This is a genomic window from Pseudomonas sp. RL_15y_Pfl2_60, from assembly GCF_963970595.1.
Classification (GTDB): Bacteria; Pseudomonadota; Gammaproteobacteria; order Pseudomonadales; family Pseudomonadaceae; genus Aquipseudomonas.
In genome coordinates, this window is the sequence record NZ_CAXAOE010000002.1 from 269,804 (window position 1) to 294,087 (window position 24,284).

Here is a 24,284-nt window from a genome sequence, read left to right on the forward strand (position 1 = left end):
CCTTTAGCTCGGCACGCGCACCCAACCTTCCATCAAGACCCGGGCACTGCGACTCATAATCGCCTTGGCAACCGACCACTGCCCATCGACTTGCTTGGCCTCGGCTCCTACGGCCAAGGTTCCCGATGGATGACCGAAGCGCACACTGGTGCGCTCGCCACCACCGGCAGCAAGGTTGACCAGGGTGCCGGGAATTGCCGCAGCAGTCCCAATCGCCACCGCAGCGGTGCCCATCATGGCGTGATGCAACTTGCCCATCGACATCGCCCTGACCAGCAGGTCGACATCAGTTGCGGCCACAGCCTTGCCACTTGAGCTGGTGTAATCGGCTGGCGCAGCTACAAAAGCCACTTTGGGTGTGTGCTGGCGCTTAGCCGCCTCATCGGTATGCTTGATCAGTCCCATGCGTAAGGCACCATGGGCTCTTATGGACTCAAACATGGCCAGAACTTTGGCATCGCCATTGATTGCATCCTGCAATTCAGTGCCGGTGAAACCAATTTCTTGCGCATTGATGAAAATGGTCGGAATACCAGCATTGATCATGGTCGCCTGCAAGACACCAACCCCGGGCACCTCAAGGTCATCGACCAGATTACCGGTCGGGAACATGGAACCGCCAGCGCCCTCCTCGTCGTCAGCAGGGTCGATAAACTCAAGCTGCACTTCAGCCGCTGGGAAAGTAACGCCGTCCAGCTCAAAGTCGCCAGTTTCCTGCACCTCACCATTGGTAATAGGTACGTGGGCAATGATGCTTTTGCCAATATTGGCCTGCCAGATTCGCACGATCGCGATGCCATCGCGCGGAACACGCGCCGAATCAAGCATGCCGCTGCGAATTGCAAAGGGACCGACCGCGGCTGACAAATTGCCACAATTTCCGCTCCAGTCGACGAAAGGCTTGTCAATTGAAACCTGGCCGAACAAGTAATCAACATCATGTCCAGGTTGCTGGCTTTTCGAAACAATGACGGTCTTGCTGGTGCTTGAGGTCGCTCCGCCCATTCCGTCAATCTGCTTGGCATAGGGGTCTGGACTACCAATAACCCTGAGCAATAGCGCATCCCGAACCGCACCTGGAACCTGCGCTGCAAGGGGTAAATCATCGAGCGCAAAAAATACGCCTTTACTGGTACCGCCTCGATAATAAGTCGCGGCTATTTTTTGTTGCGGAGCATGAGCCATTTCGATATGTCCTGAATAACCCCTACGCGGCACCTGTGGCGCAGCGCAGGGCAAACAAAAGATTTACACCGCGCCGCTAGACTCTAGGAAGTCCTGAGCAAAGCGCTGCAATACACCACCCGCCTCATAAATCGAGACTTCTTCGGCGGTGTCCAGGCGGCAAATCACAGGCACTTCGACTCGCTCACCGTTTTTGCGGTTGATCACCAAGGTCAAGTTAGCGCGCGGCGTACGCTGGCCTTCGACGTCATAGGTTTCAGTGCCGTCGATGCCCAACGTGTGACGCGTTACACCAGGCTGAAATTCAAGCGGCAAAACCCCCATACCGACCAAGTTGGTGCGGTGAATGCGCTCGAAGCCTTCAGCTGCAATGGCCTCGACACCAGCCAGCCGCACGCCTTTGGCAGCCCAGTCGCGCGACGATCCTTGGCCATAATCCGCACCGGCAATGATGATCAGCGGCTGTTTGCGCTGCATGTAAGTCTCAATAGCTTCCCACATCCGCGTGACAGTACCTTCCGGTTCGATCCGCGCCAGCGATCCTTGTTTAACCACGCCATTTTCCTTGACCATTTCATTGATCAACTTAGGGTTGGCAAAGGTTGCACGCTGTGCAGTCAAATGGTCTCCACGGTGGGTCGCGTAGGAGTTGAAGTCTTCTTCAGGCAAACCCATTTTCGCCAGATACTCGCCAGCGGCGCTGTTGAGCATAATGGCGTTGGATGGCGACAAGTGATCAGTGGTGATGTTGTCTGGCAGCACCGCCAAAGGACGCATCCCCTTCAGTGAACGCTCACCCGCCAGCGCGCCTTCCCAGTATGGAGGGCGACGAATATAGGTGCTCTGTGGACGCCATTCATACAGCGGACTGACCTTGGGCCCGGTATCTTCCTCAATGGCAAACATCGGGATGTAAACCTGATTGAACTGCTCTGGCTTGACGCTTGCATTTACCACTGCATCGATTTCTTCATCCGACGGCCAGATGTCTTTCAGGGTGACCGGATTACCCTGCTTGTCGATGCCCAGCACGTCTTTTTCGATATCAAAGCGAATGGTGCCGGCAATCGCGTAGGCAACCACCAGTGGCGGCGAGGCCAGGAAGGCTTGTTTGGCGTAGGGATGAATACGGCCGTCAAAGTTCCGGTTACCTGACAATACCGCTGTTGCGTACAGGTCACGCTCAATCACTTCTTTCTGAATCGCCGGGTCAAGCGCACCGCTCATGCCATTGCAGGTGGTGCAAGCAAAACCGACGATGCCAAAACCCAGCTTTTCAAGCTCGGGCAACAACTTGCCTTCTTCGAGGTAAAGCTGAACGGCTTTTGAACCCGGCGCCAGTGATGTTTTTACCCAAGGTTTGCGTGTCAGGCCGCGCTCGTTCGCATTTCGCGCGATCAATCCAGCAGCAATCACATTACGCGGGTTACTGGTATTGGTGCAGCTGGTAATCGCCGCGATAATTACCGCGCCATCCGGCATCAAGCCTTCATCGTTCTCGACGACACCGCTAATCCCCAGGGCTGCCAGCTCAGAAGTCGGTACGCGACGATGTGGATTGGACGGCCCCGCGATATTGCGCACCACTGTCGACAAATCGAATGTCAGCACTCGCTCGTATTCGGCATTAGTCAGGGTGTCAGCCCACAAACCTGTGGTCTTGGCGTAGTTCTCTACCAGCTTGACTTGTTCGCTGTCACGCCCGGTCAATGTCAGGTAATCAATCGTCTGCCCATCGATATAGAACATGGCGGCCGTCGCGCCGAACTCAGGCGTCATATTGGAGATAGTCGCGCGGTCGCCAAGCGTAAGCGCATTAGCACCCTCGCCGAAGAACTCGAGGTAGGAAGAAACCACCTTTTCCTTGCGCAAGAACTCGGTAATCGCCAATACAATATCTGTTGCCGTGATGCCTGGCTGGCGTTTACCGGTCAGCTCAACGCCGATTATGTCAGGCAAGCGCATATAAGAAGCACGACCAAGCATCACGCTTTCGGCTTCTAGCCCGCCCACACCAATTGCAATTACGCCAAGTGCATCGACATGGGGCGTGTGGCTATCAGTCCCGACCAAGGTATCCGGGAACGCGACACCGTCGCGCGCGTGCACCACTGGCGACATCCGCTCCAGGTTGATCTGGTGCATGATGCCGTTGCCCGGCGGAATCACATCAACATTTTTAAAGGCTTTCTTGGTCCAGTTGATAAAGTGAAAGCGGTCTTCATTGCGCCGATCTTCTATCGCACGGTTCTTTTCAAAAGCATCAGCCTCAAAACCGCCATGCTCGACAGCCAATGAGTGATCAACAATCAGTTGCGTCGGCACCACCGGATTGACCTTCGATGGGTCTCCGCCTTTTTCGGCAATGGCATCGCGCAGGCCAGCAAGATCGACCAATGCAGTCTGGCCGAGAATGTCATGACAGACGACTCGCGCCGGAAACCACGGAAAGTCCAGATCACGCTTGCGCTCAATAATCTGCGACAGCGCTGCAGTCAGCATCGACGGCTCGCAACGGCGAACCAGGTTTTCAGCCAGCACCCGCGAGGTGTACGGAAGCTTGTCGTAAGCGCCAGGCTTGATCGCATCAACCGCAGCGCGAGTATCAAAATAATCCAGCTGGGTGCCGGGTAAGGGTTTGCGGTAATCGGTATTCATCAGTCAGAGCTCATCAGGTCTGTTATCGGAATGCCCCGCACGGTTAAATCCGGGGCATCCGCGCGCGATTAGCGCTGGTCGAGTGGCGGTACTGAGCGCTGTTCCACGCCAATGTACTCGGCACTTGGGCGAATAATGCGGTTGTTGGCGCGCTGCTCGAACACATGCGCAGCCCAGCCAGTGACGCGTGAACACACGAAAATCGGGGTAAACAGCTTGGTCGGGATGCCCATGAAGTGATAGGCCGAGGCATGATAAAAATCGGCATTCGGGAACAGTTTCTTCTGCTCCCACATGGTTTTATCGATTGCCTCGGAGACTGGGTAGAGCACGCTGTCACCGACTTCGTCAGCCAGTTTTTTCGACCAGGTCTTGATCACCTCATTGCGCGGGTCACAGTCTTTGTAGATGGCATGGCCAAAGCCCATGATCTTGTCTTTACGCTCAAGCATTGCGAGCGTGCCCGCCTTCGCATCTTCAGCCGATGAAAACTTCTCGATCATTTCCATCGCCGCTTCGTTAGCGCCGCCGTGCAGCGGGCCACGCAAGGTGCCAACCGCAGCCGTGACGCAGGAGTACAAATCACTCAAGGTCGAAGCGCAGACCCGGGCGGTGAAGGTTGAAGCATTGAACTCATGCTCAGCGTACAGAATCAGTGAAACGTTCATCACCTGTACATGCAATTCGCTCGGTTTTTTACCATGCAGCAAGCGCAAAAAGTGACCGCCCAGTGAGTCTTCATCGGTCACGCAATCAATACGCACGCCGTCATGGCTGAAGCGATACCAATAGCACATGATCGCCGGAAAAATAGCCAGCAAGCGATCCGCTGTATCTTGCTGCTTATCGAAGCTCAACTCTTGCTCAAGGGTGCCAAGTACCGAAGCGCCCGTGCGCATGACATCCATTGGGTGGGCATTGGCTGGGATTCGTTCCAGCACTTCTTTGAGCGACTGCGGCAGATCACGCTGGGATTTGAGCTTGGCTTTATAGGCAGCCAACTGATCGGTGTTGGGCAGCTCACCGTAAAACAGCAGATAGGCAACCTCTTCAAAGCCCACGCTGGCAGCAAGGTCGCGTACGTCATAACCGCGATACGTCAGGCCTGCGCCTTCTTGACCAACCGTCGACAGGGCTGTTTGGCCGGCGACCTGGCCGCGCAGGCCAGCACCACTCAATACTTTAGCTTCAGCCATTGCTCTCTCCTCTTGAATTTATTTTGGATACTGCAACATCGTTCGCGGCTGCTTTTAACCGCCAGCGAAACGCTTGATCTCAGGCTTTTTTGCCTGCAAACAAGGCATCGAGACTCTGCTCGAATGCGTGGTAATTGATACGCTCGTAAAGCTCCATGCGGGTCTGCATGGTGTCGATCACATTCTTCTGAGTACCGTCACGGCGCACCGCGTTGTAAACATTTTCCGCAGCCTTGTTCATCGCCCGGAATGCTGAAAGCGGGTACAGAACCAGGGAAACATCAGCAGATTTCAATTCGTCGGTGGTAAACAGGGGGGTAGAACCAAACTCGGTGATATTGGCCAGAATGGGCGCCTTGACCTTTTCAGCAAACAGCTTGTACATCTCAAGCTCGGTGATTGCCTCAGGAAACACCATGTCGGCCCCGGCTTCGACACATGCAGCAGCACGATCAAGAGCTGATTCAAGCCCCTCGACTGCCAAAGCATCAGTGCGCGCCATGATCACGAAACTATCGTCTGTGCGCGCATCCACAGCGGCCTTGATCCGATCCACCATTTCTTGCTGGGAGACAATTTCCTTGTTTGGCCGATGACCGCAGCGCTTGGCGCCAACCTGGTCTTCAATATGAATCGCCGCGGCGCCAAACTTGATCATCGATTTAACGGTTCGCGCGACATTGAACGCAGAGGCGCCAAAGCCCGTATCGACATCGACCAACAACGGCAAATCGCAGACATCGGTAATACGGCGAACATCGGTCAACACATCGTCCAGCCCGGTTATGCCCAGATCTGGCAAGCCAAGCGAGCCTGCGGCAACGCCCCCACCGGAAAGATAGATAGCCTTGAAGCCAGCACGCTTTGCGAGCAAGGCATGGTTGGCATTGATCGCACCAATAACCTGCAATGGATGCTCTTGCGCAACCGCATCGCGAAACCGCTGACCAGGAGTTTTAGAGCTCATGACTCACCTCGTGAAGTTGATGATTGTGTTGGGCCAGACGCTGACTGCTCGGCCAAGTAATGGCGTTCGATATTGCGCTTCGAAGCAGCAATGTGCCGACGCATAAGGAGTTCGGCGAGTTCGCCGTCACGTTCAGAAATGGCGTCAAGAATCCGGTGGTGTTCGGCAAATGCCTGGCGCGGACGGTTTGGCGTAGATGAAAATTGAATGCGATACATGCGCACCAGTTGATACAGCTCACCGCAAAGCAATTGGCTGAGCGTGCGATTGCCGCTGCCTTGAATGATTCGATAGTGGAAGTCGAAGTCACCTTCTTGCTGATAGTAGCCACGCCCCGCTTGAAACGCCTCGTCGCGTTCATGGGTTTCGAGCACCTGGCGGAGTTCGTCAATTTCCTGCTGCGTCATGCGTTGCGCTGCCAATTTGCACGCCATGCCTTCGAGCGACTCGCGAATTTCGTAGAGTTCAATCAACTCCTCGTGGCTGAGCGACACCACGCGCGCGCCGACATGAGGAATGCGAACCAGCAATCGCTGCCCCTCAAGCCGATGGATAGCTTCTCGTAGCGGCCCACGACTAATGCCATAAGTACGCGCCAACTCAGGCTCTGAGATTTTGCTGCCAGGCGCAATTTCACCTTTAACAATAGCCGCTTGAATTCTGCGAAACACTTGCTCAGAACGCGTCTCGCCTTCATCTTGCGCAGCCTCAGGAACCTCTATCGCATCCAGCATATTGTTGACACCAGGAAGAATATAGACAGAAAAAATACGCCTAGAAACGCCATCGGTCAAACATCTCGAAGGCTATTGTCGACAATCTACAGTCTGAAACATTTAACCCAAGAGTTTGAGTTACTATCCAAGAAACCCTTGTAAGAGCCTGTTACTGCACAAAACGGCCATGTTAGAATACATTTCACTCAGGCCAGCTAAACTGCATAACAGCCACTCTCAATCGTAGGCGCATGGATAGCGAAGCCTAATCGCCTTATTTACTCATCCATGCACGAAACATCGAATAGGACTTATGAGACTGAAGCCCTTTGCACTGATTATTTGCCTGCTTCTCTCTCCCAGCCTGAGCATTGCTGCGGGCAAGACTGTCTATGGCTTGAATGAATATGTGAACCTGTCGGGCATTAACGCTGAAGTAGCAGCCAAACTGGATACGGGTGCAAAAACAGCATCACTCAGCGCGCGAGACATCGAACGCTTCAAGCGCGATGGCGAGACCTGGGTGCGGTTCTACTTGGCCATAGATGATGCCCATGACAACCCGATTGAGCGGCCTCTGGCCCGTGTCAGCAAGATCAAGAGACGCTCTGGTGACTTTGATCCTGATGAGCAGAAAACCTACACCGCTCGACCTGTAATCGAACTAAAAGTGTGCATGGGCCAAGCCCAACGCACGATTGAAGTGAACTTGACCGACCGAAGTGCATTCCAATACCCGCTGCTGATTGGATCTGAGGCACTCAAACGCTTCAATGCACTTGTAGATCCAAGCTTTAAATACGCATCAGGGAAACCTGCATGTGCCACTGACGCAACCCTTGGCGAGTAATGTCCATGCGCTCTCTTACCCTGCATCTGAAAATCCTGATCACTATCTTGGTGAGCCTGGGTATTCTGATAACGGCATACCAAATTTTTATCCTTGGTATTCCACTGACATCAGACGAAACTGATGACCTCTGGAACATTGATGCCAAGATCGAATTCCAAGCCAGTTCAAAAGAGCCGGTCAAACTGCAAATGTTTGTACCGCCACTGAACCAGGACTACGTCAGCCTTAACGAAAGTTTTATCTCCAATAATTATGGCGTAAGCGTTAACCGCGCCGACGGCAACCGCAAGGTTACCTGGTCTGCTCGTCGCGCCAGCGGTAAGCAAACCATTTACTATCGCCTGGTTCTGACCAAGCGCTACAGCGGCGAGCAAGCGAAAGCCAAAGGCCCGATCTTCCGTGACAGCCTGCCTGTCGAGGGACCAGAGAAAATCGCCGCTGATGCCCTGCTCGCACCGATTCGCCAGCACTCGGCTGACGTTGAAACCTTCATCAGCGAAACCATCAAGCGTGTGAACAACACCAATGATGACAATGCCAAGCTATTGCTCGGCGGTGATGCTTCAACGTCTAACAAGGCAAAGGCAATTGAGTTGCTACTGTCGATCGCCCACGTGCCCATGGAACGCGTCCACACGGTGCGTCTGCTAGCTGAGACCCAGCAGTCTCCCGAGCTGTGGCTTCGTAGTTTCAACGGTGACAAGTGGCTTTACTTCAACCCGGAAACCGGCGAACAAGGTTTACCTTCAGATCGCCTAGTGTGGTGGGTTGGCGACGAAGACCTGATCAAACTAGAGGGTGGCAAACAGGCACAAGTGTCGTTCGCCCTGAACAACAGTGAAATGAATGCAATTCGCTTGGCGAAGCTGACAGACGAAAGCACTGACGCTGACTTCTTGTCCTACTCACTGTACGGCCTGCCGCTGCAGACGCAGAACAACTTCCAGATCATGATCATGATCCCGATCGGGGTACTGCTGATTCTGATCTTGCGCAACCTTGGCGGCCTGCAGACCCTCGGCACATTCACGCCTGTACTGATCGCATTGGCGTTCCGTGAAACACAGCTTGGCTTCGGTATCGTTCTGTTCACTGTGATCACCACGCTGGGCCTGTCCTTGCGCTCATACCTCGAGCACCTGAAGCTCCAGATGTTGCCTAGGCTATCGGTAGTGCTGACGTTCGTGGTGATCCTGATTGCCGTTATCAGCCTGTTCAGCCACAAGCTAGGTCTTGAGCGCGGCTTGTCTGTTGCCCTATTCCCGATGGTAATTTTGACCATGACCATCGAGCGGCTCTCCATTACCTGGGAAGAACGTGGCGCAGGACATGCCTTTAAAGTGGGCGTTGGCACTCTGTTTGCCGCCTCCCTGGCGCACTTGCTGATGAGCGTTCCGGAATTGGTTTACTTCATGTTTACCTTCCCGGCCGTGCTGCTTATTTTCGTAGGGTTCATGCTGGCTATGGGTCGCTACCGCGGCTATCGCCTGACCGAACTGTTCCGCTTCAAAGCCTTCCTCAAGGAATAAGCCATGCTAGGTCTATGGAAAACCTGGAAGGCCCTCGAAGCCAAAGGCATCATGGGAATCAATCGCCGCAACGCGGACTACGTGCTGAAGTACAATAAACGGCACCTGTATCCACTTGTGGACGATAAGATCCTGACCAAAGAGCGCGCCATCGACGCAGGCATCAACGTGCCTGAAATGTATGGCGTGATTTCTACGGAAAAGGAAATTGATAAGCTCTATGAAATCATCGGCAATCGTACCGACTTCGTAGTCAAGCCTGCACAAGGTGCAGGCGGCGACGGTATTTTGGTGGTTGCCGACCGCTTTGAAGATCGCTATCGCACGGTCTCGGGCAAAATCATTTCCCACGAAGATATTGAGCATCAGATCTCGAGTATTCTGACAGGCCTCTACTCACTGGGCGGTCACCGCGACCGCGCCCTGATTGAATACCGGGTTATTCCAGATCAAATCTTCAAAAGTATCAGCTATGAAGGCGTTCCGGACATTCGCATCATTGTCCTTAAAGGCTATCCGGTCATGGCCATGCTGCGACTGCCAACGCGCCAATCCGGCGGCAAGGCAAACCTCCATCAAGGTGCGATCGGTGTTGGTGTTGATTTGGCAACCGGCCTAACCCTAAATGGCACATGGCTAAACAACAAAATCACCAAACATCCAGATACGACCAACGCGGTGGATGGGGTTCAGTTGCCGAACTGGGATGGTTTCATGAGTCTCGCTGCTAACTGTTATGAGCTGTGCGGACTGGGCTATATTGGTGTCGACATGGTGCTTGACCAAGAAAAAGGTCCACTGATCCTCGAACTCAATGCACGCCCTGGCTTAAATATTCAAATCGCCAACGACACAGGCCTGACGCTTCGTGCCCATGCCGTTGAGGCGCACATTGCAAAGCTGGCCAAAGACGACATCCAAGAAACTCCGCTCGAACGTGTTCGCTTTGCGCAAAGCTTGTTCGGCCACAAATTTTCCACTGAAATCTAATCCAACCCAAAACCAGAAAAGGTCGCTATTAGCGACCTTTTCTTTGCCTGGTAGATCGTCGCTACGACAGCAATCTCTGCGACAGCAATCAACGGACCACAGCAAGCTCGAAGGAACCCACTCCAGAATGGGCATGCACCTGTATCCCGCCCTTATCAACCACAGCCTTCTGTAATGGCCGGTTGAATGGCTGGTTATCGAAGGTTTTTAGGCCCTTGTCTTCATCTGTTGTCAGTACTAACACATAGCTTTCGTTCGCAGCAGGCAGGACCTTGACCACGCCTTCAATAAATGCAAAACGGTACCAAGTCTCTGCATGCAACTGATACACGGCATCACTGACCAAACGAGTGGGTCGTTTCTGCGCGTCTAGAAACAATAGCGACGGGTAAACCACATGCTTGTTCGCGAAGCTGCGTATGCGCAATCCATAACTTTGTTTCACTGTGGGCAACTTTATAGCTGCGTAGTAACTGCGGCCCATTGGAAAATCAAAGCTGGGTGAAAAACGATTGAGCTCCTCAAAGCGCGGCTCATCAGTGGACAGCTGAGTAAAGTCCTCTTCAACCATTTGCGTACAACAGCTATCCATCAACTCGCTATAGAGCCCTTTCTCTGGGTCCGAGCTTGCTGCCAATAGATCATTCATTGCCGCAGTCCGTTGACCGTCAAGGCGTGGTAGTAAGATTGGGTTTTTAGCGAATTTTATTTGGCGCCCATCGGTGTACTCAACTGCAACGGTGCTGATGTCGCTCTTTGCACTGGATCGCGGATTAAGCCGAGAATTACGCATGCGTCCTTTCTCATCAACCCAGGTGTAATACTGACCTTCATCACCTTCACGCTGATAGCCACGCCCTTCCAGTACATCAGCATCGATATAATCCGAAGATGATTCCCCTGTTGCCAATACAACCTCGGAACCACCTTCCAATAAGGGTCGATTGGCATAAAAACTGTTTTGCAGCACACCACTGCTGTCCAACCAGGTGAAATAACGTCTCTTGCTCTCATTCGATGCCTGGCGTAGCAAAGTTGTGCCAGCATGGTTGAGTCGTGCCTGATCACTCAACAACGCTTGCTGGGCTGCACGACTCTGCTGCGCAGTAAATGCCTCGTTCAAAGCCGTATTGTGTACACGCCCCTGCTCATCCACCCACGTAAGGTAACGACTGCCCGCCAGCAAGTCAGCCGAGCCTAATAACACACAGGTTATGAGCAACGATTTAAGTGCAGTCATAGCAAAGCATCAGTCAAAAAGTGGTCCGATAAGTGAGGGCAAACACATAGGCTTTTACGGTCGACTTAACATCAAGATCGGCATAAGGGTTGTAGACAAGGCCATCGATATTTGAGCAATTGATACTGCAACTCGACCCTGCCGGAATACTCTGCTTACTGACCAAATAGTTGAAGCCAAGGTCAATAACCGTATCTTTGTCCCACTGATAACCAACACCCAATCCGTAAAGTGTCGCATCACCAATCGGCACCAGAACATCCGCTTTGTTACCAGGAATTGCCGAAGGCCTTGGCTCATAGCCCATGCGTAAGGTAAGGCGGTCATTGTATTGGTATTGCACGCCTAAGGCCCAGCTCCAAACAGACTTGTAACCACGGTCCAAAACTAGACTTCTAGAGGTCGCATTATCGGGCGATAGCAAACTGGCAATCGCCAAAATATCCAGCTCACGATCAAATTTGATCTCAAACTCATTCCAAGCAGCATAATCTGTCCATTTGACATCGAAATTGATTTGCCACTTGGGAGTAGGTTTAAACTTAATCCCCGTTGAGAAATGGGCAGGATAGGTCAGGTCCAGTGAAACCTTACCGCGCTCGTTATCGAATACACCGTCAGGAGTGATACTGCTAAATATTGCACCAATCAGTGAACTGTCCAAGCCCTGCCAGAAGCCCTGCCAATCATCACTGTACGAAATGTTGTAGTCCCCCTTGAGCTTCATCTTGGCTTCACTCTGGTAAACGGCTCCCAAAGCAAACCAGTCAACAGGTTCCCATAGAAAACCGATATTCCAGGTTGGTGAAAGCGACTGCTGCAGATCTAAATTAATATTTGCCACATCGGTGAACGGGCCTAAATCACCGCCGCAAATGTTTAACAAAACTTCAAAAGGATTACCTTCAATAGTGCAGAGAGCGTCTTGAGCTGCACCGGTGAAACCTGTCAACACGCCTGGTGCACGAAAATCTTCATTTAATGATAAGGCTTGATGTGAAAAACCGATGGAAAGCCCCACGGACAGTTCGTCATTCACTTGATAGGCAACCGAGGGCGATAGATAGGTAATCCTCTGCATAACAACCTGCTTACCTTGATAGCGAGCAGGGTCATTGTCATCACGAGAAAAACCAAGTGCTTGTGGAGCATAAACATTGTTTGCAAATGTAAACTTTGAGCCAGGTGGCGTAATAGAAATACCTGCAAGGGGCGCAAAAATCACAGGAACATCCCGCGCACCACCCAACCCAGGAAAATACATAGCTGGCGTAGTAGTTCGGCTCGAACGGTTCGCAACAGGGTCATCTGACAAACCAAAAAAACTATCCCCATAATTTTCAGGGGCTTTAAATTCAGATCTGATATCCAACAATCCCGTGACTACCTTTACTGCCACCTGGCGCCCTTTCAACTTAGTTAACGCAGCTGGATTATAGTGCACTGCATCTATGCCAGATGAATCTGCAGTAATAGCATTTCCAAGCGCCATGGCTTTTGGATTGCCGATTGTCAAATTTTGTGACAACTGTGCCCGTGCAGTGCACGCAAATAAAATTGTGGCAACAAACAGGCTATAAGGTATTTTATTGATAACGAGTTTCATAGCAATTACTCGTCTATTATTCAGGTTTTAGGCCGGCAATATCGAGAGGCATTGACAGCCCCAGCAATACATCAGGAGAATCTTCCGTCAAACCGAAGCCAGCATTTACATTGACGATATAATCGGGCGACGTTCTTAGGCCCAATGAAAAGTTCATGAGCGCGCTAGTTTGCTCGCGCCCTTCAAGGGTCGCATCCTCGAACTCGAATTCTGGGGCAAGGTTGTAGGCCATTTGATAAGATGCTGCCAATGAAACATCGTAGGACAAGGCATAGGCGAAGCCCATATTGAACGACAGTGCGGAACCTGTATTAACGCTTTTAAGTAACCGCCCACCACGGACCTGGTTAATATTTTTTATTGGAAAGTTGTAGGTATAACCAAGCGATCCAAACAGTACAACCGGATCAATAACATAAGATAAATTTACGCCAGCACTTATGCTGTAATTACCACTCCCCGATGATAAGTTGTCTTGAGCTTCGCTATCGTATGGGCTATCCCCCGTCGGCAGCCCTACGGAGGCATACAGTGTTGTCACAGGCTTGCCACGCTGAGCATTCCATGGCTGCCATCGTAGACTTGCGGAAATATCGCCTAGACTGTAGGCGCTAAGATCTCGTTCCGTATCGTACTTTGCTACGAACGGTAGCCTGATACTGAATGTCAGGTTATTCCAGACGCCGTAGTCAAAGGTAAATGAATTAGTAAATGTATGCTGAGCCTCCGACTGCCCCACCACACTAAAAGAGTCTTCACCCGTTCTAACGGTTTCTATAATCGTGTCTCTTACCAAGCTGTAATCAATTCCATAGGTGAGTGTTCGCTCACCTTCTTTAAGCAATGTGTAACTTTTTTCGGCCGCTTGAAAAACCTCGGCCAAGGCTTGTGCACTATCAGCGTCACCCTCCTTTTTACCTAGTGCATTCCTGGCGTTATCAACAGACTCAACATCTGCTAATACATAAACACTTTCCAACAGAAAAAACGCGCACACAACTCCAGCGCATGTAAGTCTCATTGACAGAACTCCACTATTATTATTGCTGGATATGGCATCCCACTTAGGATGGGAGAACTACTTACGACGAATATATTGTATAGCGCCGCCAGCACCGAGCTCCGTTGCTTGAGTCTCAGTAAACTTAGTAATTGATGGAAAGGTTTGGAATGCCAATAGAGACACCGTCCGGTCATCAATGATTCGCATATCCTGATCTTTTAATGCCAGTGTATTGTCCACTCCGCTTTCGCCTGGATAAATGACGAACAATACATTTTTCTCCCAAACATCCTCAAATCGAGTACGAGTAAAACTTATATTACCGATGGCAGGATCAGCTACGAAGACGTGCTCATCGTATACATCCCGCACGACCACAAAATGTTTAAACCCTGCATATTCAATAGGCACTATTACAGGATGCTCCAGGCTCTCTAGATCTGAAAACGTCGCACGAAACCCGCCACTGTTATAACCCAGCGCAGCGACCAGGCGCTTCATATCCAGTAAAGAAAACCCCCGGCGCTCTACGATCTTATCGGCCTCTCCAAATTTGAGTAGCCCTTCCATAACTTGACGTTCTTCCAAGTTTAAACCCAAGAAATAATCAAGTAACGTCGTAAGAGCGGCAGAACCACAACTATAGTCATATGACTGACGAACAACGTGCTTAAACTGCAGTTGATTTAAGGGATCTATTTTTACAGACTGTCTGAACGGACCACTACTCAGCATGTCCTGAGTTAAATTAACACGCCCATTAGGTTGCGATTTAACATCAACCGTTTCAGTGATACCGAAAAGTCCAATCAAACTTCCGAGTAGAATTTCAATCATCAGGGAGCACCTCTCTTAGATCAAGGTCCCTGCCAGTATGCTGGCAGGGTTGTCATTGCTAAGAAAGACTCGCGGCCTAGTGGCCCCATACTTTTACGGTTGTGCCAGCCATATTGATGTCGCTGATTGCGAGCGACCCAATACTTGGCGCAGCAGTACTGCCAACTTTGATAGCGCCAACTGACAACTGACCGGTCACTGACGGCAGACCTATCTGCAGTTGTTCGGTATCAGTACCGCCGATACTGGTTGTTACAACGTCAACCAAAATGGGTGCATCATCAGAAATATTAAAACCATCAAATGCAATGGTTTCGAGGCGCAGTGAACCACCAGCTGGATCGTTATCAGTGTATACAACGCTGCCGATACTACCGTTGAACTGACCTGAAATACTGATGCCATCTTGACCGGTCACTGTTGCCAGCGCTGAATCATCCATAGCTTTCAGTTCAGCCTGCGCCATGAGCGGAGTGGTAAGAAAAGCTGCTACCAGTGCGAATTTATTAATGAATTTCATTATTGTTCTCCACAGTTCTCGGTTTAGATATCCCGAAGGATGCTGCCATTGACTCCTGTCGCTAGCAGCAGGAACGACAAGTTTCGTCGCTGTTCGAGGTGACATTGCTTCCATAATCATGCTCCCTCGAACTCTTAATGCTGTTACATCAAGTCCTGCTATAAACCTACTGTTGCAACTCGCTTCTGCCTCCCTAACCAATGAATGGAGGATAAAATCAAGAGGTCCTACGCCTCACTCAACAAACCCAAACTCTTGCCTTTGAGTACTGCCTGAGTTCGGCTTCGCACACCCATTTTTGAGAACAGGTTGTGTAAGTGCCATTTGATCGTTGCTTCTGACAAATGCACAGCCTGGGCAATATCCCGGTTAGATAAGCCCGCTCCGACAAAACGCAGAATCTCCCGCTCCCTTCGACTAACATCCTGATTATCTTCAAGTTCCTGATAGTCAATAGAGAACTTCTGGCACTGGTCACGCAGCATTTCAGCTAAATACTGCCACTTCTTAGCGTTAGCCGTATCTGCGGTCAGCCATGCATCCATTACAGGAAGCAGCCAAATAGCGTCATCGATAAATAAACGTTGATAACCGCGACTTACACCACTTTCAACGACGGCTTTGAGCAACTCGAATGATCTTTCGGTGTTACCTTTTCTCCAGCAAGCAACTGAAAGTAACAACGACACCCTGAGATTTCTATCACTCATCGGCATACTGTCGTCGCCTGCGAGACAGGCCTCAAGAGACGCCAGCGCTTTATCCGCACGTCGTTCAGAAAGCGACAAACGAGCTTCAGCTAGAATCAAGCTAATGTTTGCGCTGGCAAAACGTGATGCAGGTAAGGTGGCAAGATGCTGTTTAAGCTGCATACAAATTCGCTCGGCCTCATTAGGCCGGCGCAACCATAATAAGAACTGCACCTTACAGCCCATGGCCTGTGCATATACGCGCTCGTAACCCGGCGCGTGCAAACTAAGAATCCACTCATCCAACTCATGAAGGGCTTGATCGCTGTACCCTTCATAAAAGCGGTTACGCACTACTAATAATTGACCACGATTTAAAAGCTCAACCGGCGTGACAACATCGCGCCAAGTAGCGGCCTGGTCGATCTCATTCAACGTAGCTTTATCGGCACCTTGCTCATAAATAATATCGGCGCAAGCCAACCATAGTGGCCCTCCTACACGGCTCTGCTCCCCCAGAAAGCTATCTGCTATTTCGCGCGCTCGATCAGCAATTTCCGCCCCTTTACGCAGTTCGCCAAGTTCTTTGCACAGGCAAACCTCAATTAAACTGGCAACAACATTCAGGTAATCGCTTTGGCTTTCGCTAAGCTTTGACCGCGCCGCAAAGATTGCTTTTGAACCTTCTACATAGGCTCCTTGGAGGATGTAGCAAGCGGCCTGCAGGCATGACAGGCATGCCAAGAACAAGGGTTGAGAAGCTGGCGCTCGCTTCAACCAGTGCCCCGTCAACTTGAGACAACTGTCGAGTTTATCTTGATAAAGCAACACCAATGCCTTGACGATTTGCGTTGCGGCTAGCAATTCAAGAAAGCCTGGACGCATTGTCTCAGCACTAGCATCCTGCAACTGCAGGCTGATTTCCTCTATCAAGGATTCTGACTCTAGGTATTTTTGCTCGAAGGCCAACTGCCATGCGAAAAATATTTGAAAAACGCTGTACTCTTGGATGACCTCGGTAGGAATATCCTGCAAGCATCCCAAAACTTGATATATCTTTTCTTCGGCAATGACTTTCCAGCCATATGTTTCAAGCAACTGAGCAGCAAATGCATAGTCGTGCGAATGAACAGCATATTTGATGGCTTTCTCGAACAGGCCTCTCGCCTCACACCAATGCGCTGCAGCATGCAATAAATGGGTTGGATCCTCTGTTTTAAGCAGCCTACGCTGTAGAAACTCTGCGAATAATGGATGATACCGATACCAGCCATCCTGGCGCTCAGCCTCGACAATAAATAGTTGTTCATCACACAGATAGCGCAGATTTTTTTGCGCATCCTCGCGACCGGTCAATGCATTGCACAACTCGGCATTGAACTCATCCAGCACCGATGTAACATTCAGAAAGTGCTGTATTTCACTCGGCAAATCGATCAGCGCATCCTCGCTAAAATAGTCCGCAAGATTGCGCTCGGTACCCGGCATGCTTGACGTTGGCGTGAACCGTCGGCTGAGGCTCGGCACAATAAGTGAGGCTAAATGAAGTGCGGTTACCCAACCCTCTGTTTGCGTACATACCTTGGCAATATCTGCATCACTGGCTTGGATTGACTTGATATCACGATAGTACTCATGCACCTCATCCTGGCTGAAACGCAGGTCATCAACACCAAACCAGCACGTAGCGTTTCCTTGAATGGCAGCGCAAAATATTCCGACCTTAAATCGCGTACTGATCACAAAGTGAATATTGCAAGGTAATTGGTTGAACGCTCGCCCAATCAACTCTGAGAAACTGCAATCACGGATACAGTGAAAGTCATCCATCATCACATAGAGTTCACCATCGATTTGCTGCAAGCCATTTACAAACTGCTCCAGAAGTTGGTGTTCATCGAGCACTTCATCACTGGCCAGCCCCCGTTTCATTGGCTCAGCGAATCCTGGATACTGAACAGAAATCGCCTCCCCCAGATAACGCAACAAACGTCTTAGATCAGCGTCCAGCGCATCACAAGTTAACCAAGCGACCTTTGCACCCTCAATCAGTAACCGCTGCCGGTATTCGGTTAGAACAGCACTTTTGCCGTAACCTGCGGGGGCATTCAAGACCATTAAATGCTTTTTACGCTGGCTATACATTTTGTTGATCAGTGCAGTACGTGGCAGTAATTGATCTGCACCGAAACTCACTGGTACGAGCTTGCTCGACAGCAGGTTAAAATCTGGCGAAGTTAATTTATTTTGATGGCTCATGATCCCAACATCCCCAGCTCGCGAGCACGTCTTATCGCTTGGGTGCGATTACGTACTTTGAGCTTCTCGTAAATGTTATGAAGGTGCCATTTGACGGTACCCAGTGCGAGACTCAATTGCTGACCAATATCATTGTTAGACATGCCTTGCGCCGCGAGCTTGATGACCTCTTGCTCGCGCTCAGTCAGCGCCTCCTCAATGATTTCCAACTCGCGCTGGGCAGACTGTCCAGGCCAAAGGGCCAAGAGACTGCGGATAAAATTTTGCAGCGCCGGTTGACGTTCGGCCATCTCCAGCTGATGTAGCATGCTGCGGATAGGCTCGCCCTCTTCAAGGAAAAGACTGCGCACCTCCTCTCGCTCGGCCGCAATCAAACACTGTACGAGCAAGCTTTGCGAGCGTTCCTGATAGCCCAACTGCTGATAGCTATAGGCAGCCAAGAGATCCAAGCGAATATGTTCGAGCCCTTCCCAATCGTCCTGCAGCATTGCACGTAGCTGCAGGATTTCATGTATGGCTTCACTGAAGTGGCCACGCGCCTGCTGCAATCGCGTTCGTGACAAACCTTGAATCCAAAGCACTGGATTGAGGCGCATGTGGGCATAGTTGGACGCTAACTCATTCCAGTTAATACTCTTCAGGCGCTGTTCAGCGCGCTTGATTCGGTCGTCACCAGCTTCTTGCAGGGTTCGTAAAATTTCATAGCCGACCGCTTGCGCATAGAAGCGCCAAGCCTTGTTTCGTGCGGCCAGATTCTGGATGTAGATCAGTGTCGAATGTGCTTCTTTGATATTGCCTTGCATGTACTGAAGGTGGGCCAGGCAAAGTGTGCCCTGAGCGCAGAGGTCGACCGGGCTGATGACATCAACGATCGACAGCATTCGCTTGAGAAGGCTTGTCACTCCCTCAAAGCGTCCTTGCTGATAAGCAATCAGGCACTGAGTGATTTTAGGTAAAACCGTGGCCTTGGATTTTTCGTTAAACCAGGACGTCGTACGCTCACGCAGGCGTTCAAAAAGTAACTCTGCCTGCTTGATCTTGCCTTGCTCAAGCAGCAACATCACCTCAACATTGATGAGCTGCATATGCAGGTAATTACCATCAAGGAAATGATTTCTTTGATTGGCCAACGTCAGCAGCTTGCGAGCGGCGTCATGCCAACCCATCATGACGTTTGCGAAAGCGCCGATGACCAGCATTGCAACTTCAAGAAAAGCAGTTCTCGAACCTAATTGAAGCTCAACACGACGCGCCAGCTTGACGCATGTGCGCAAATCATCCTTTTGCAAAGCGATTAACGATTTAATTGCCAATGCAGCCAGCATGCTGTCCGTTAGCTGCGTTTTTGCATCACTATCCCCCCAGCGCAGAAGCAAATCATCAAGTGCTCGATTTGCCTCGTCCAGCCCCAGATCGACCACGCGCACCCATAGATCAGTGAGTACCAAAACCGGGTATTTGACTGCGATATCATCCGGCACATGTTGGCGCCACTTATGTACCAGGCCAAGTTGACCGCGATTGATCAAACTCAGGCCACAGCCATCAACCAGTGCGGCAAGCAACTCAACGTCTTGTGCATGGTAGGCATGTTCGATCGCAAAATTTTGCATGTGGTTGTTGGTAAACCACAAACTCGCATTGAAATGAATTTGCTTAAAACGCTCGGGGTCTTGCTGCTTAAGCCGCGCGCGAAGGAACTCGGCAAAAAAACGGTGGAATCGAAACCATCGGCGATCGCTATCCAGAGGCACCAAGAAGAGCTGCATCACTTCCAGGTCTTCCAGCAACTGCTGCCCGTTATCGCAACCGGTGAGTGACTGGACCAAGCTGCCATTAAAGCGGTGCACCACACTCATATTCAGAAGTGCGTCTTGGCGCTCTACAGATAGCCCCTCGAACACCGCATCGTTCAAGTAGCTACCAACCAAGGCGTGATCACCCTGATAATCAAGCAACAGCTCAAGCCTTTGAGGGTTTGACTTAAGCCACTTGATGACCTGCAAAACCCCAGTCACCCAGCCTTCGGTGTAGGTGTAGATTTTCCTGAGCGCGAGGGATTCGATATTGATCCCATGAAGCTGCAAGTAAACCTGGGTGTCATCCTCACTCAAGCGCAACTCACGTTCGCTAATCTCGATCAGATATCCCTTTGCGCGCCAAGTAGCGAGACTTAGCTTCGGCTTCACCCGTGTTCCAATGGCTAGCGTAAATCCATCGGGAGCATAGTTGATGAGCCTGTCGATCGCGCTAAGCAAATCGGGGTTTGAGATAACTTCGAAGTCATCCAAAACCAGCAACAGCGGCTTACGCATTCGTAGGACATTTCCCAAGACCAATTCCATGGCCTGTAATGTGTCCAAACAGGCAGAATTTCCAATAAGCGCAGGGTCAAACCCTCCAAGATTGGCTTGAGCGCTCTCCAGGGTATGGGCAAGTTGTTGGAAAAAAATCAGTGAAGTATTGGATTCAGCAGTCAAGGTCAACCAAGCTACACAACAACCTTCCTCAACGCGTTTGTTGGCGAGCACTGCCAACTCGGTAGTCTTGCCAAAACCAGCGGGCGCAACGAGCAAGACCAGGCGCTCGGGCCGTGTTGCAAGCTCCGATTGAATGGTTGGCCTAACGAAATAACGCTCCGAAACCTGTACTGGAACTACTTCTGATGTCAGATTGTAATCCGCAGGTTGATCTAGCACTTCATTCATGTCATCCATGACCCGATCCCTGTGATTCATACACCGTTACAATGTTCATTTCCTTGGTTAAGTTAACACTAACCAGCAATCTATTAGCGCGCAAATCAAGCAAAGCCTATAGGCCCGGCAGCGCTGGCACCTTACAATAGCTATTCACGCTTGCTTGAACGCCACGTATGTCATCCTTTCAGGTTCATGCCTTACCCTACAATGCCAGTCCAGGCGCCTACTTCGGCCGTCTGAGGAGTGCTCCGGGCGCCATACTACTGGACACAGGCAGGCCCGCAGCGCTACATGGACGCTATGATCTTATGAGCGCTTGGCCATTGGCTGAAATGTCACCGCTCTCTGATGAATCGGCCAAAGTTTTCCTACAAAGACTGCGCGTTGCCAGCCGCACCTTAAGCACTAAAGATATTCCGAAAAACCTGAGCCTGCCCTTTGCTGGCGGCTTGATCGGCTACTTTGGGTATGATTTTGGCCGGCGCTTGGAAACGATTCCCAGCCTCGCTGAAGACGACTTGAAACTGCCGGACGCGCGTGTAGGTTTGTATGCGTGGGCACTGATCAGCGACCACCAATTGCTCACAACACAACTGGTATTCCATCCACAGGTGAGTCCCAGTGAGCGGCGCAGGTTGATTGACTTGTTTGAGTCACCAGACAGTCAATATTCAGGAGCTTTCCGTCTCGCCAATCGATTCCAAGCCAACATCAGCCAAGGTAAATACCAGCAGGCCATCGCAAAAATCCAAGCCTACATTCAGGCTGGTGATTGTTATCAGGTCAATTTCGCTCAACGGTTCCAGGCCCAATACCAAGGGGATCCCTGGCTTGCTTATCAAGCGTTGCGAACAGCGTGCCCAACACCTTTTGCCGGTTTTCAAGCCTTGCCTGGCGATGCAGCGATCATTAGCTTGTCGCCTGAACGGTTTATGCGCGTCAGCCAAGGTCGGGTTGAAACGCGGCCCATCAAAGGTACACGGCCACGTGATCTCGACCCGGATAAGGACGCGGCTCAAGCAGCAGAATTACTGCACAGCGCCAAGGATCAGGCCGAAAACCTGATGATTGTCGACCTCCTCCGTAACGACCTCGGCCGCTGTTGCCAAGTAGGCTCGGTCCAGGTACCCGAACTCTTTGCCCTTGAAAGCTACCCCAACGTCCATCACCTGGTCAGTGCGGTCACCGGCCAACTCGCGGACGACAAAGATCCACTCGACCTGCTTGCCTGCAGCTTTCCGGGCGGATCAATTACCGGCGCACCGAAAATTCGTGCCATGCAAATCATCGACGAGCTGGAAGACACGCGCCGCGGACTTTATTGCGGATCACTGTTTTATCTGGATATTCGCGGAGAAATGGACAGTTCGATCACCATTCGCAGCCTGCTGGCCAAAGACGGCACAATCACTTGCTGGGGCGGCGGTGGAATAGTTGCAGACTCGCAATGGCAGGCTGAGTACCAAGAATCGCTGACCAAGGTCGATGTCCTGCTGCGCACCCTTGAACAACTTGGCCAGACAGCATCGGCTAGCACCTGAAAGACCCGCATTGCGCGTGTTTTTCAGGTGCCGAATAAAGTTTACAGGCTGAGCTGACGGTTTGAGGCCTTGAGAAACTCGCGCTTCAGATCCTCGTAAGTATGCACGGCCGGGAACTGTGGAAACTCACGGATCACATTGTCAGGCGCATGGAACAAGATACCGGCATGCGCTTCGCTAAGCATGGTCGTATCGTTATACGAGTCGCCTGCTGCAATAATCCGGTAGTAAAGGCTTTTCAAGGCAATGACCGACTGGCGCTTCGGGTCTTTCTGGCGTAGCTGGTAACCGACCACGCGATCGGTTTCATCGGTGACCAGCTTGTGGCAAAGCAAGGTAGGAAAACCTAATTGACGCATCAAAGGCTGGGAGAATTCGTAGAAGGTATCCGACAAGATGATGACCTGGAAACGCTCACGCAACCAGTCGACAAACTCCACCGCACCCTCAAGGGGCTTCAGCGTCGCAATCACCTCCTGAATATCGGCCAGCTTTAATCCATGTTCATCAAGAATGCGCAGGCGTTGCTGCATCAACACGTCGTAGTCTGGAATATCGCGGGTTGTCGCCTTAAGCGACTCGATACCGGTTTTTTCCGCAAAAGCGATCCATATTTCAGGCACCAACACGCCTTCAAGGTCGAGACAAGCGATTTCCACAGGACACTCCTAGCTGTATTTTTATAGAAGACGGCACTCTAACGGCTCGCTATAAGCGACGCAACGCACCAATGGAGCCGCTGAAAACTACTGCGCTAGATATTACTGGGAAAGCCCTTGCTACGGCCCCGAAGCACTGAGCAACGCGGATTGAATGCTCATACAGGGCACTAAAATTGAGCGCGGCCCTGGCCGCTTTTCCGCCCATTTAGCCTTGCACTGTCGTTGCTCGCGACCTTGTTCAAATGCTCCCTATATACACAAAACTCACAGTCGCAATGGCTGTTGGTTATTTAGCGACATATCCCCGATTTGTTACCATCACCACTACAAAGCGCCAAGCGCCATGATAATTAGGAATAACCCCTGATGAGTCACCCATTTGATGTAGCTGAAACAGCGGCAGCCTACGCCACAAAATCACCACAAGAAATTCTCAAGCTGGCCTTCGAACACTTTGGTGATGAGTTGTGGATTTCATTCAGTGGCGCCGAAGATGTTGTACTGGTTGATATGGCCTGGAAGATCAACAAAGGCGTTAAGGTATTCAGCCTCGACACAGGACGGTTGCATCCTGAAACCTATCGTTTCATCGACCAGGTCCGTGAGCATTACGGCATCAGCATTGACATACTCTCGCCTGATTCGGCTGCGCTTGAGCCTCTGGTCAAAGAAAAAGGCCTGTTCAGCTTCTATAAAGACGGCCATTCCGAGTGCTGTGGCATTCGTAAAACAGCACCATTGAGACGCAAGCTCTCGACGGTTAAAGCCTGGGCAACCGGACAGCGTCGTGATCAAAGCCCAAGCACCCGTAGTGAAGTGGCTGTACTTGAAATTGACAGCGCCTTTTCCTCGGCCGATCGCCCGCTCTACAAGTTCAACCCATTGGCGCAGATGTCCAGCGAAGAGGTCTGGAACTACATTCGCGCACTTGAGCTGCCCTACAACGCCTTGCACGAGCGCGGCTTCATCAGCATCGGATGTGAGCCCTGCACCCGCCCTGTACTTCCCAACCAACACGAGCGTGAAGGTCGCTGGTGGTGGGAAGAGGCGACGCAAAAAGAATGCGGCTTGCACGCTGGCAACATCATCAGTAAGGCTTGATCAGTGCGTGCACTTGGCGCTTAAACTAAA

18 protein-coding genes are annotated in these 24,284 nt (G+C 51.2%); 5 read left to right on the forward strand and 13 right to left on the reverse strand.

The annotated features are described in order from the left end of the window. Positions 1-3: 3 nt before the first annotated feature. From prpF to AACY26_RS06400, 5 genes are all read right to left on the reverse strand, one after another. Positions 4-1,185, reverse strand: a complete 1,182-nt coding sequence (gene prpF / locus AACY26_RS06380; protein WP_339512143.1) for a 2-methylaconitate cis-trans isomerase PrpF — start codon at positions 1,183-1,185, stop codon at positions 4-6. A gap of 63 nt (positions 1,186-1,248) precedes the next feature. Continuing rightward, positions 1,249-3,843 (reverse strand): Fe/S-dependent 2-methylisocitrate dehydratase AcnD, encoded by a 2,595-nt coding sequence (gene acnD, locus AACY26_RS06385; protein ID WP_339512145.1) that lies wholly within the window; start codon positions 3,841-3,843, stop codon positions 1,249-1,251. A 68-nt stretch (positions 3,844-3,911) separates the two neighbouring features. Continuing rightward, positions 3,912-5,039, reverse strand: a complete 1,128-nt coding sequence (gene prpC, locus AACY26_RS06390; protein ID WP_339512147.1) for a bifunctional 2-methylcitrate synthase/citrate synthase — start codon at positions 5,037-5,039, stop codon at positions 3,912-3,914. Positions 5,040-5,118: 79 nt separating this feature from the next. Continuing rightward, positions 5,119-6,006 carry a methylisocitrate lyase gene (gene prpB, locus AACY26_RS06395; RefSeq protein ID WP_339512149.1) on the reverse strand — a complete coding sequence of 296 codons (888 nt, stop codon included), beginning with the start codon at positions 6,004-6,006 and terminating at the stop codon, positions 5,119-5,121. Further along, positions 6,003-6,740 (reverse strand): GntR family transcriptional regulator, encoded by a 738-nt coding sequence (locus AACY26_RS06400; RefSeq protein WP_339512151.1) that lies wholly within the window; start codon positions 6,738-6,740, stop codon positions 6,003-6,005. Before AACY26_RS06400 ends, prpB begins: the two co-directional genes overlap by 4 nt. 295 nt (positions 6,741-7,035) lie before the next feature. On the opposite strand from AACY26_RS06400, the gene rloA reads away from it, so the two are divergent. From rloA to AACY26_RS06415, 3 genes are read left to right on the forward strand one after another with little or no spacing between them, the layout of a single operon-like run. Then, positions 7,036-7,572: a retropepsin-like aspartic peptidase RloA gene (gene rloA, locus AACY26_RS06405; RefSeq protein ID WP_339512153.1), complete on the forward strand. Its 537-nt coding sequence runs from the start codon at positions 7,036-7,038 to the stop codon at positions 7,570-7,572. Positions 7,573-7,577: 5 nt separating this feature from the next. Further along, positions 7,578-9,104 carry an osmotic stress tolerance membrane protein RloB gene (gene rloB, locus AACY26_RS06410; RefSeq protein WP_339512155.1) on the forward strand — a complete coding sequence of 509 codons (1,527 nt, stop codon included), beginning with the start codon at positions 7,578-7,580 and terminating at the stop codon, positions 9,102-9,104. A 3-nt stretch (positions 9,105-9,107) separates the two neighbouring features. Next, positions 9,108-10,094 carry an alpha-L-glutamate ligase-like protein gene (locus tag AACY26_RS06415; RefSeq protein WP_339512157.1) on the forward strand — a complete coding sequence of 329 codons (987 nt, stop codon included), beginning with the start codon at positions 9,108-9,110 and terminating at the stop codon, positions 10,092-10,094. A gap of 88 nt (positions 10,095-10,182) precedes the next feature. Here the strand turns inward: AACY26_RS06415 and AACY26_RS06420 are convergent, their stop codons facing one another. The 7 genes from AACY26_RS06420 to AACY26_RS06450 all read right to left on the reverse strand — a co-directional run bounded on the left by AACY26_RS06420 (position 10,183) and on the right by AACY26_RS06450 (position 20,956). After that, a complete protein-coding gene (locus AACY26_RS06420; protein WP_445261283.1) occupies positions 10,183-11,334 on the reverse strand; it encodes a MalM family protein in 1,152 nt (383 codons plus the stop codon). Between the two features lie 13 nt (positions 11,335-11,347). Continuing rightward, entirely contained in the window at positions 11,348-12,940 is a 1,593-nt protein-coding gene (locus AACY26_RS06425) for an outer membrane protein transport protein (protein WP_339512161.1), read from the reverse strand. 16 nt (positions 12,941-12,956) lie between these two features. Further along, positions 12,957-13,961, reverse strand: coding sequence for a transporter (locus tag AACY26_RS06430; protein WP_339512163.1), 1,005 nt, complete (start codon positions 13,959-13,961; stop codon positions 12,957-12,959). Between the two features lie 57 nt (positions 13,962-14,018). Next, complete coding sequence (locus tag AACY26_RS06435; RefSeq protein ID WP_339512165.1) at positions 14,019-14,780, reverse strand: C39 family peptidase; 762 nt, start codon at positions 14,778-14,780, stop codon at positions 14,019-14,021. Between the two features lie 76 nt (positions 14,781-14,856). Continuing rightward, entirely contained in the window at positions 14,857-15,300 is a 444-nt protein-coding gene (locus AACY26_RS06440) for a DUF6160 family protein (RefSeq protein ID WP_339512167.1), read from the reverse strand. 227 nt (positions 15,301-15,527) lie between these two features. Then, the gene (locus AACY26_RS06445; protein WP_339512168.1) at positions 15,528-18,248 is read right to left on the reverse strand and encodes a LuxR C-terminal-related transcriptional regulator; all 2,721 of its coding nucleotides are present in this window, start codon (positions 18,246-18,248) and stop codon (positions 15,528-15,530) included. After that, entirely contained in the window at positions 18,245-20,956 is a 2,712-nt protein-coding gene (locus tag AACY26_RS06450; protein ID WP_445261290.1) for a LuxR C-terminal-related transcriptional regulator, read from the reverse strand. The genes AACY26_RS06445 and AACY26_RS06450 overlap by 4 nt, the downstream gene beginning before the upstream one ends. A 167-nt stretch (positions 20,957-21,123) precedes the next feature. On the opposite strand from AACY26_RS06450, the gene pabB reads away from it, so the two are divergent. Further along, positions 21,124-22,491: an aminodeoxychorismate synthase component I gene (gene pabB / locus AACY26_RS06455; RefSeq protein WP_339512172.1), complete on the forward strand. Its 1,368-nt coding sequence runs from the start codon at positions 21,124-21,126 to the stop codon at positions 22,489-22,491. A 41-nt stretch (positions 22,492-22,532) separates the two neighbouring features. On the opposite strand, the gene thrH is transcribed toward pabB, so the two are convergent. Next, positions 22,533-23,150, reverse strand: a complete 618-nt coding sequence (gene thrH / locus AACY26_RS06460) for a bifunctional phosphoserine phosphatase/homoserine phosphotransferase ThrH (protein ID WP_339512174.1) — start codon at positions 23,148-23,150, stop codon at positions 22,533-22,535. Positions 23,151-23,519: 369 nt separating this feature from the next. Between thrH and AACY26_RS06465 the strand changes: the two genes are divergently transcribed. Further along, positions 23,520-24,254, forward strand: coding sequence for a phosphoadenylyl-sulfate reductase (locus tag AACY26_RS06465; RefSeq protein ID WP_339512176.1), 735 nt, complete (start codon positions 23,520-23,522; stop codon positions 24,252-24,254). Positions 24,255-24,284 lie beyond the last annotated feature (30 nt).

Excerpts from the sequence above, each read along its gene's own strand:
- AACY26_RS06430 (WP_339512163.1), bottom strand. The coding sequence starts at position 13,961 with ATGAGACTTACATGCGCTGGAGTTGTGTGCGCGTTTTTTCTGTTGGAA.
- pabB (WP_339512172.1), top strand. The coding sequence starts at position 21,124 with ATGTCATCCTTTCAGGTTCATGCCTTACCCTACAATGCCAGTCCAGGC.
- AACY26_RS06425 (WP_339512161.1), bottom strand. The coding sequence starts at position 12,940 with ATGAAACTCGTTATCAATAAAATACCTTATAGCCTGTTTGTTGCCACA.
- AACY26_RS06445 (WP_339512168.1), bottom strand. The coding sequence starts at position 18,248 with ATGAGCCATCAAAATAAATTAACTTCGCCAGATTTTAACCTGCTGTCG.
- AACY26_RS06440 (WP_339512167.1), bottom strand. The coding sequence starts at position 15,300 with ATGAAATTCATTAATAAATTCGCACTGGTAGCAGCTTTTCTTACCACT.
- acnD (WP_339512145.1), bottom strand. The coding sequence starts at position 3,843 with ATGAATACCGATTACCGCAAACCCTTACCCGGCACCCAGCTGGATTAT.
- rloA (WP_339512153.1), top strand. The coding sequence starts at position 7,036 with ATGAGACTGAAGCCCTTTGCACTGATTATTTGCCTGCTTCTCTCTCCC.
- AACY26_RS06450 (WP_445261290.1), bottom strand. The coding sequence starts at position 20,956 with ATGAATGAAGTGCTAGATCAACCTGCGGATTACAATCTGACATCAGAA.
- prpB (WP_339512149.1), bottom strand. The coding sequence starts at position 6,006 with ATGAGCTCTAAAACTCCTGGTCAGCGGTTTCGCGATGCGGTTGCGCAA.
- AACY26_RS06420 (WP_445261283.1), bottom strand. The coding sequence starts at position 11,334 with ATGACTGCACTTAAATCGTTGCTCATAACCTGTGTGTTATTAGGCTCG.
- prpF (WP_339512143.1), bottom strand. The coding sequence starts at position 1,185 with ATGGCTCATGCTCCGCAACAAAAAATAGCCGCGACTTATTATCGAGGC.
- AACY26_RS06435 (WP_339512165.1), bottom strand. The coding sequence starts at position 14,780 with ATGATTGAAATTCTACTCGGAAGTTTGATTGGACTTTTCGGTATCACT.
- rloB (WP_339512155.1), top strand. The coding sequence starts at position 7,578 with ATGCGCTCTCTTACCCTGCATCTGAAAATCCTGATCACTATCTTGGTG.
- AACY26_RS06465 (WP_339512176.1), top strand. The coding sequence starts at position 23,520 with ATGAGTCACCCATTTGATGTAGCTGAAACAGCGGCAGCCTACGCCACA.
- AACY26_RS06415 (WP_339512157.1), top strand. The coding sequence starts at position 9,108 with ATGCTAGGTCTATGGAAAACCTGGAAGGCCCTCGAAGCCAAAGGCATC.
- AACY26_RS06400 (WP_339512151.1), bottom strand. The coding sequence starts at position 6,740 with ATGCTGGATGCGATAGAGGTTCCTGAGGCTGCGCAAGATGAAGGCGAG.
- prpC (WP_339512147.1), bottom strand. The coding sequence starts at position 5,039 with ATGGCTGAAGCTAAAGTATTGAGTGGTGCTGGCCTGCGCGGCCAGGTC.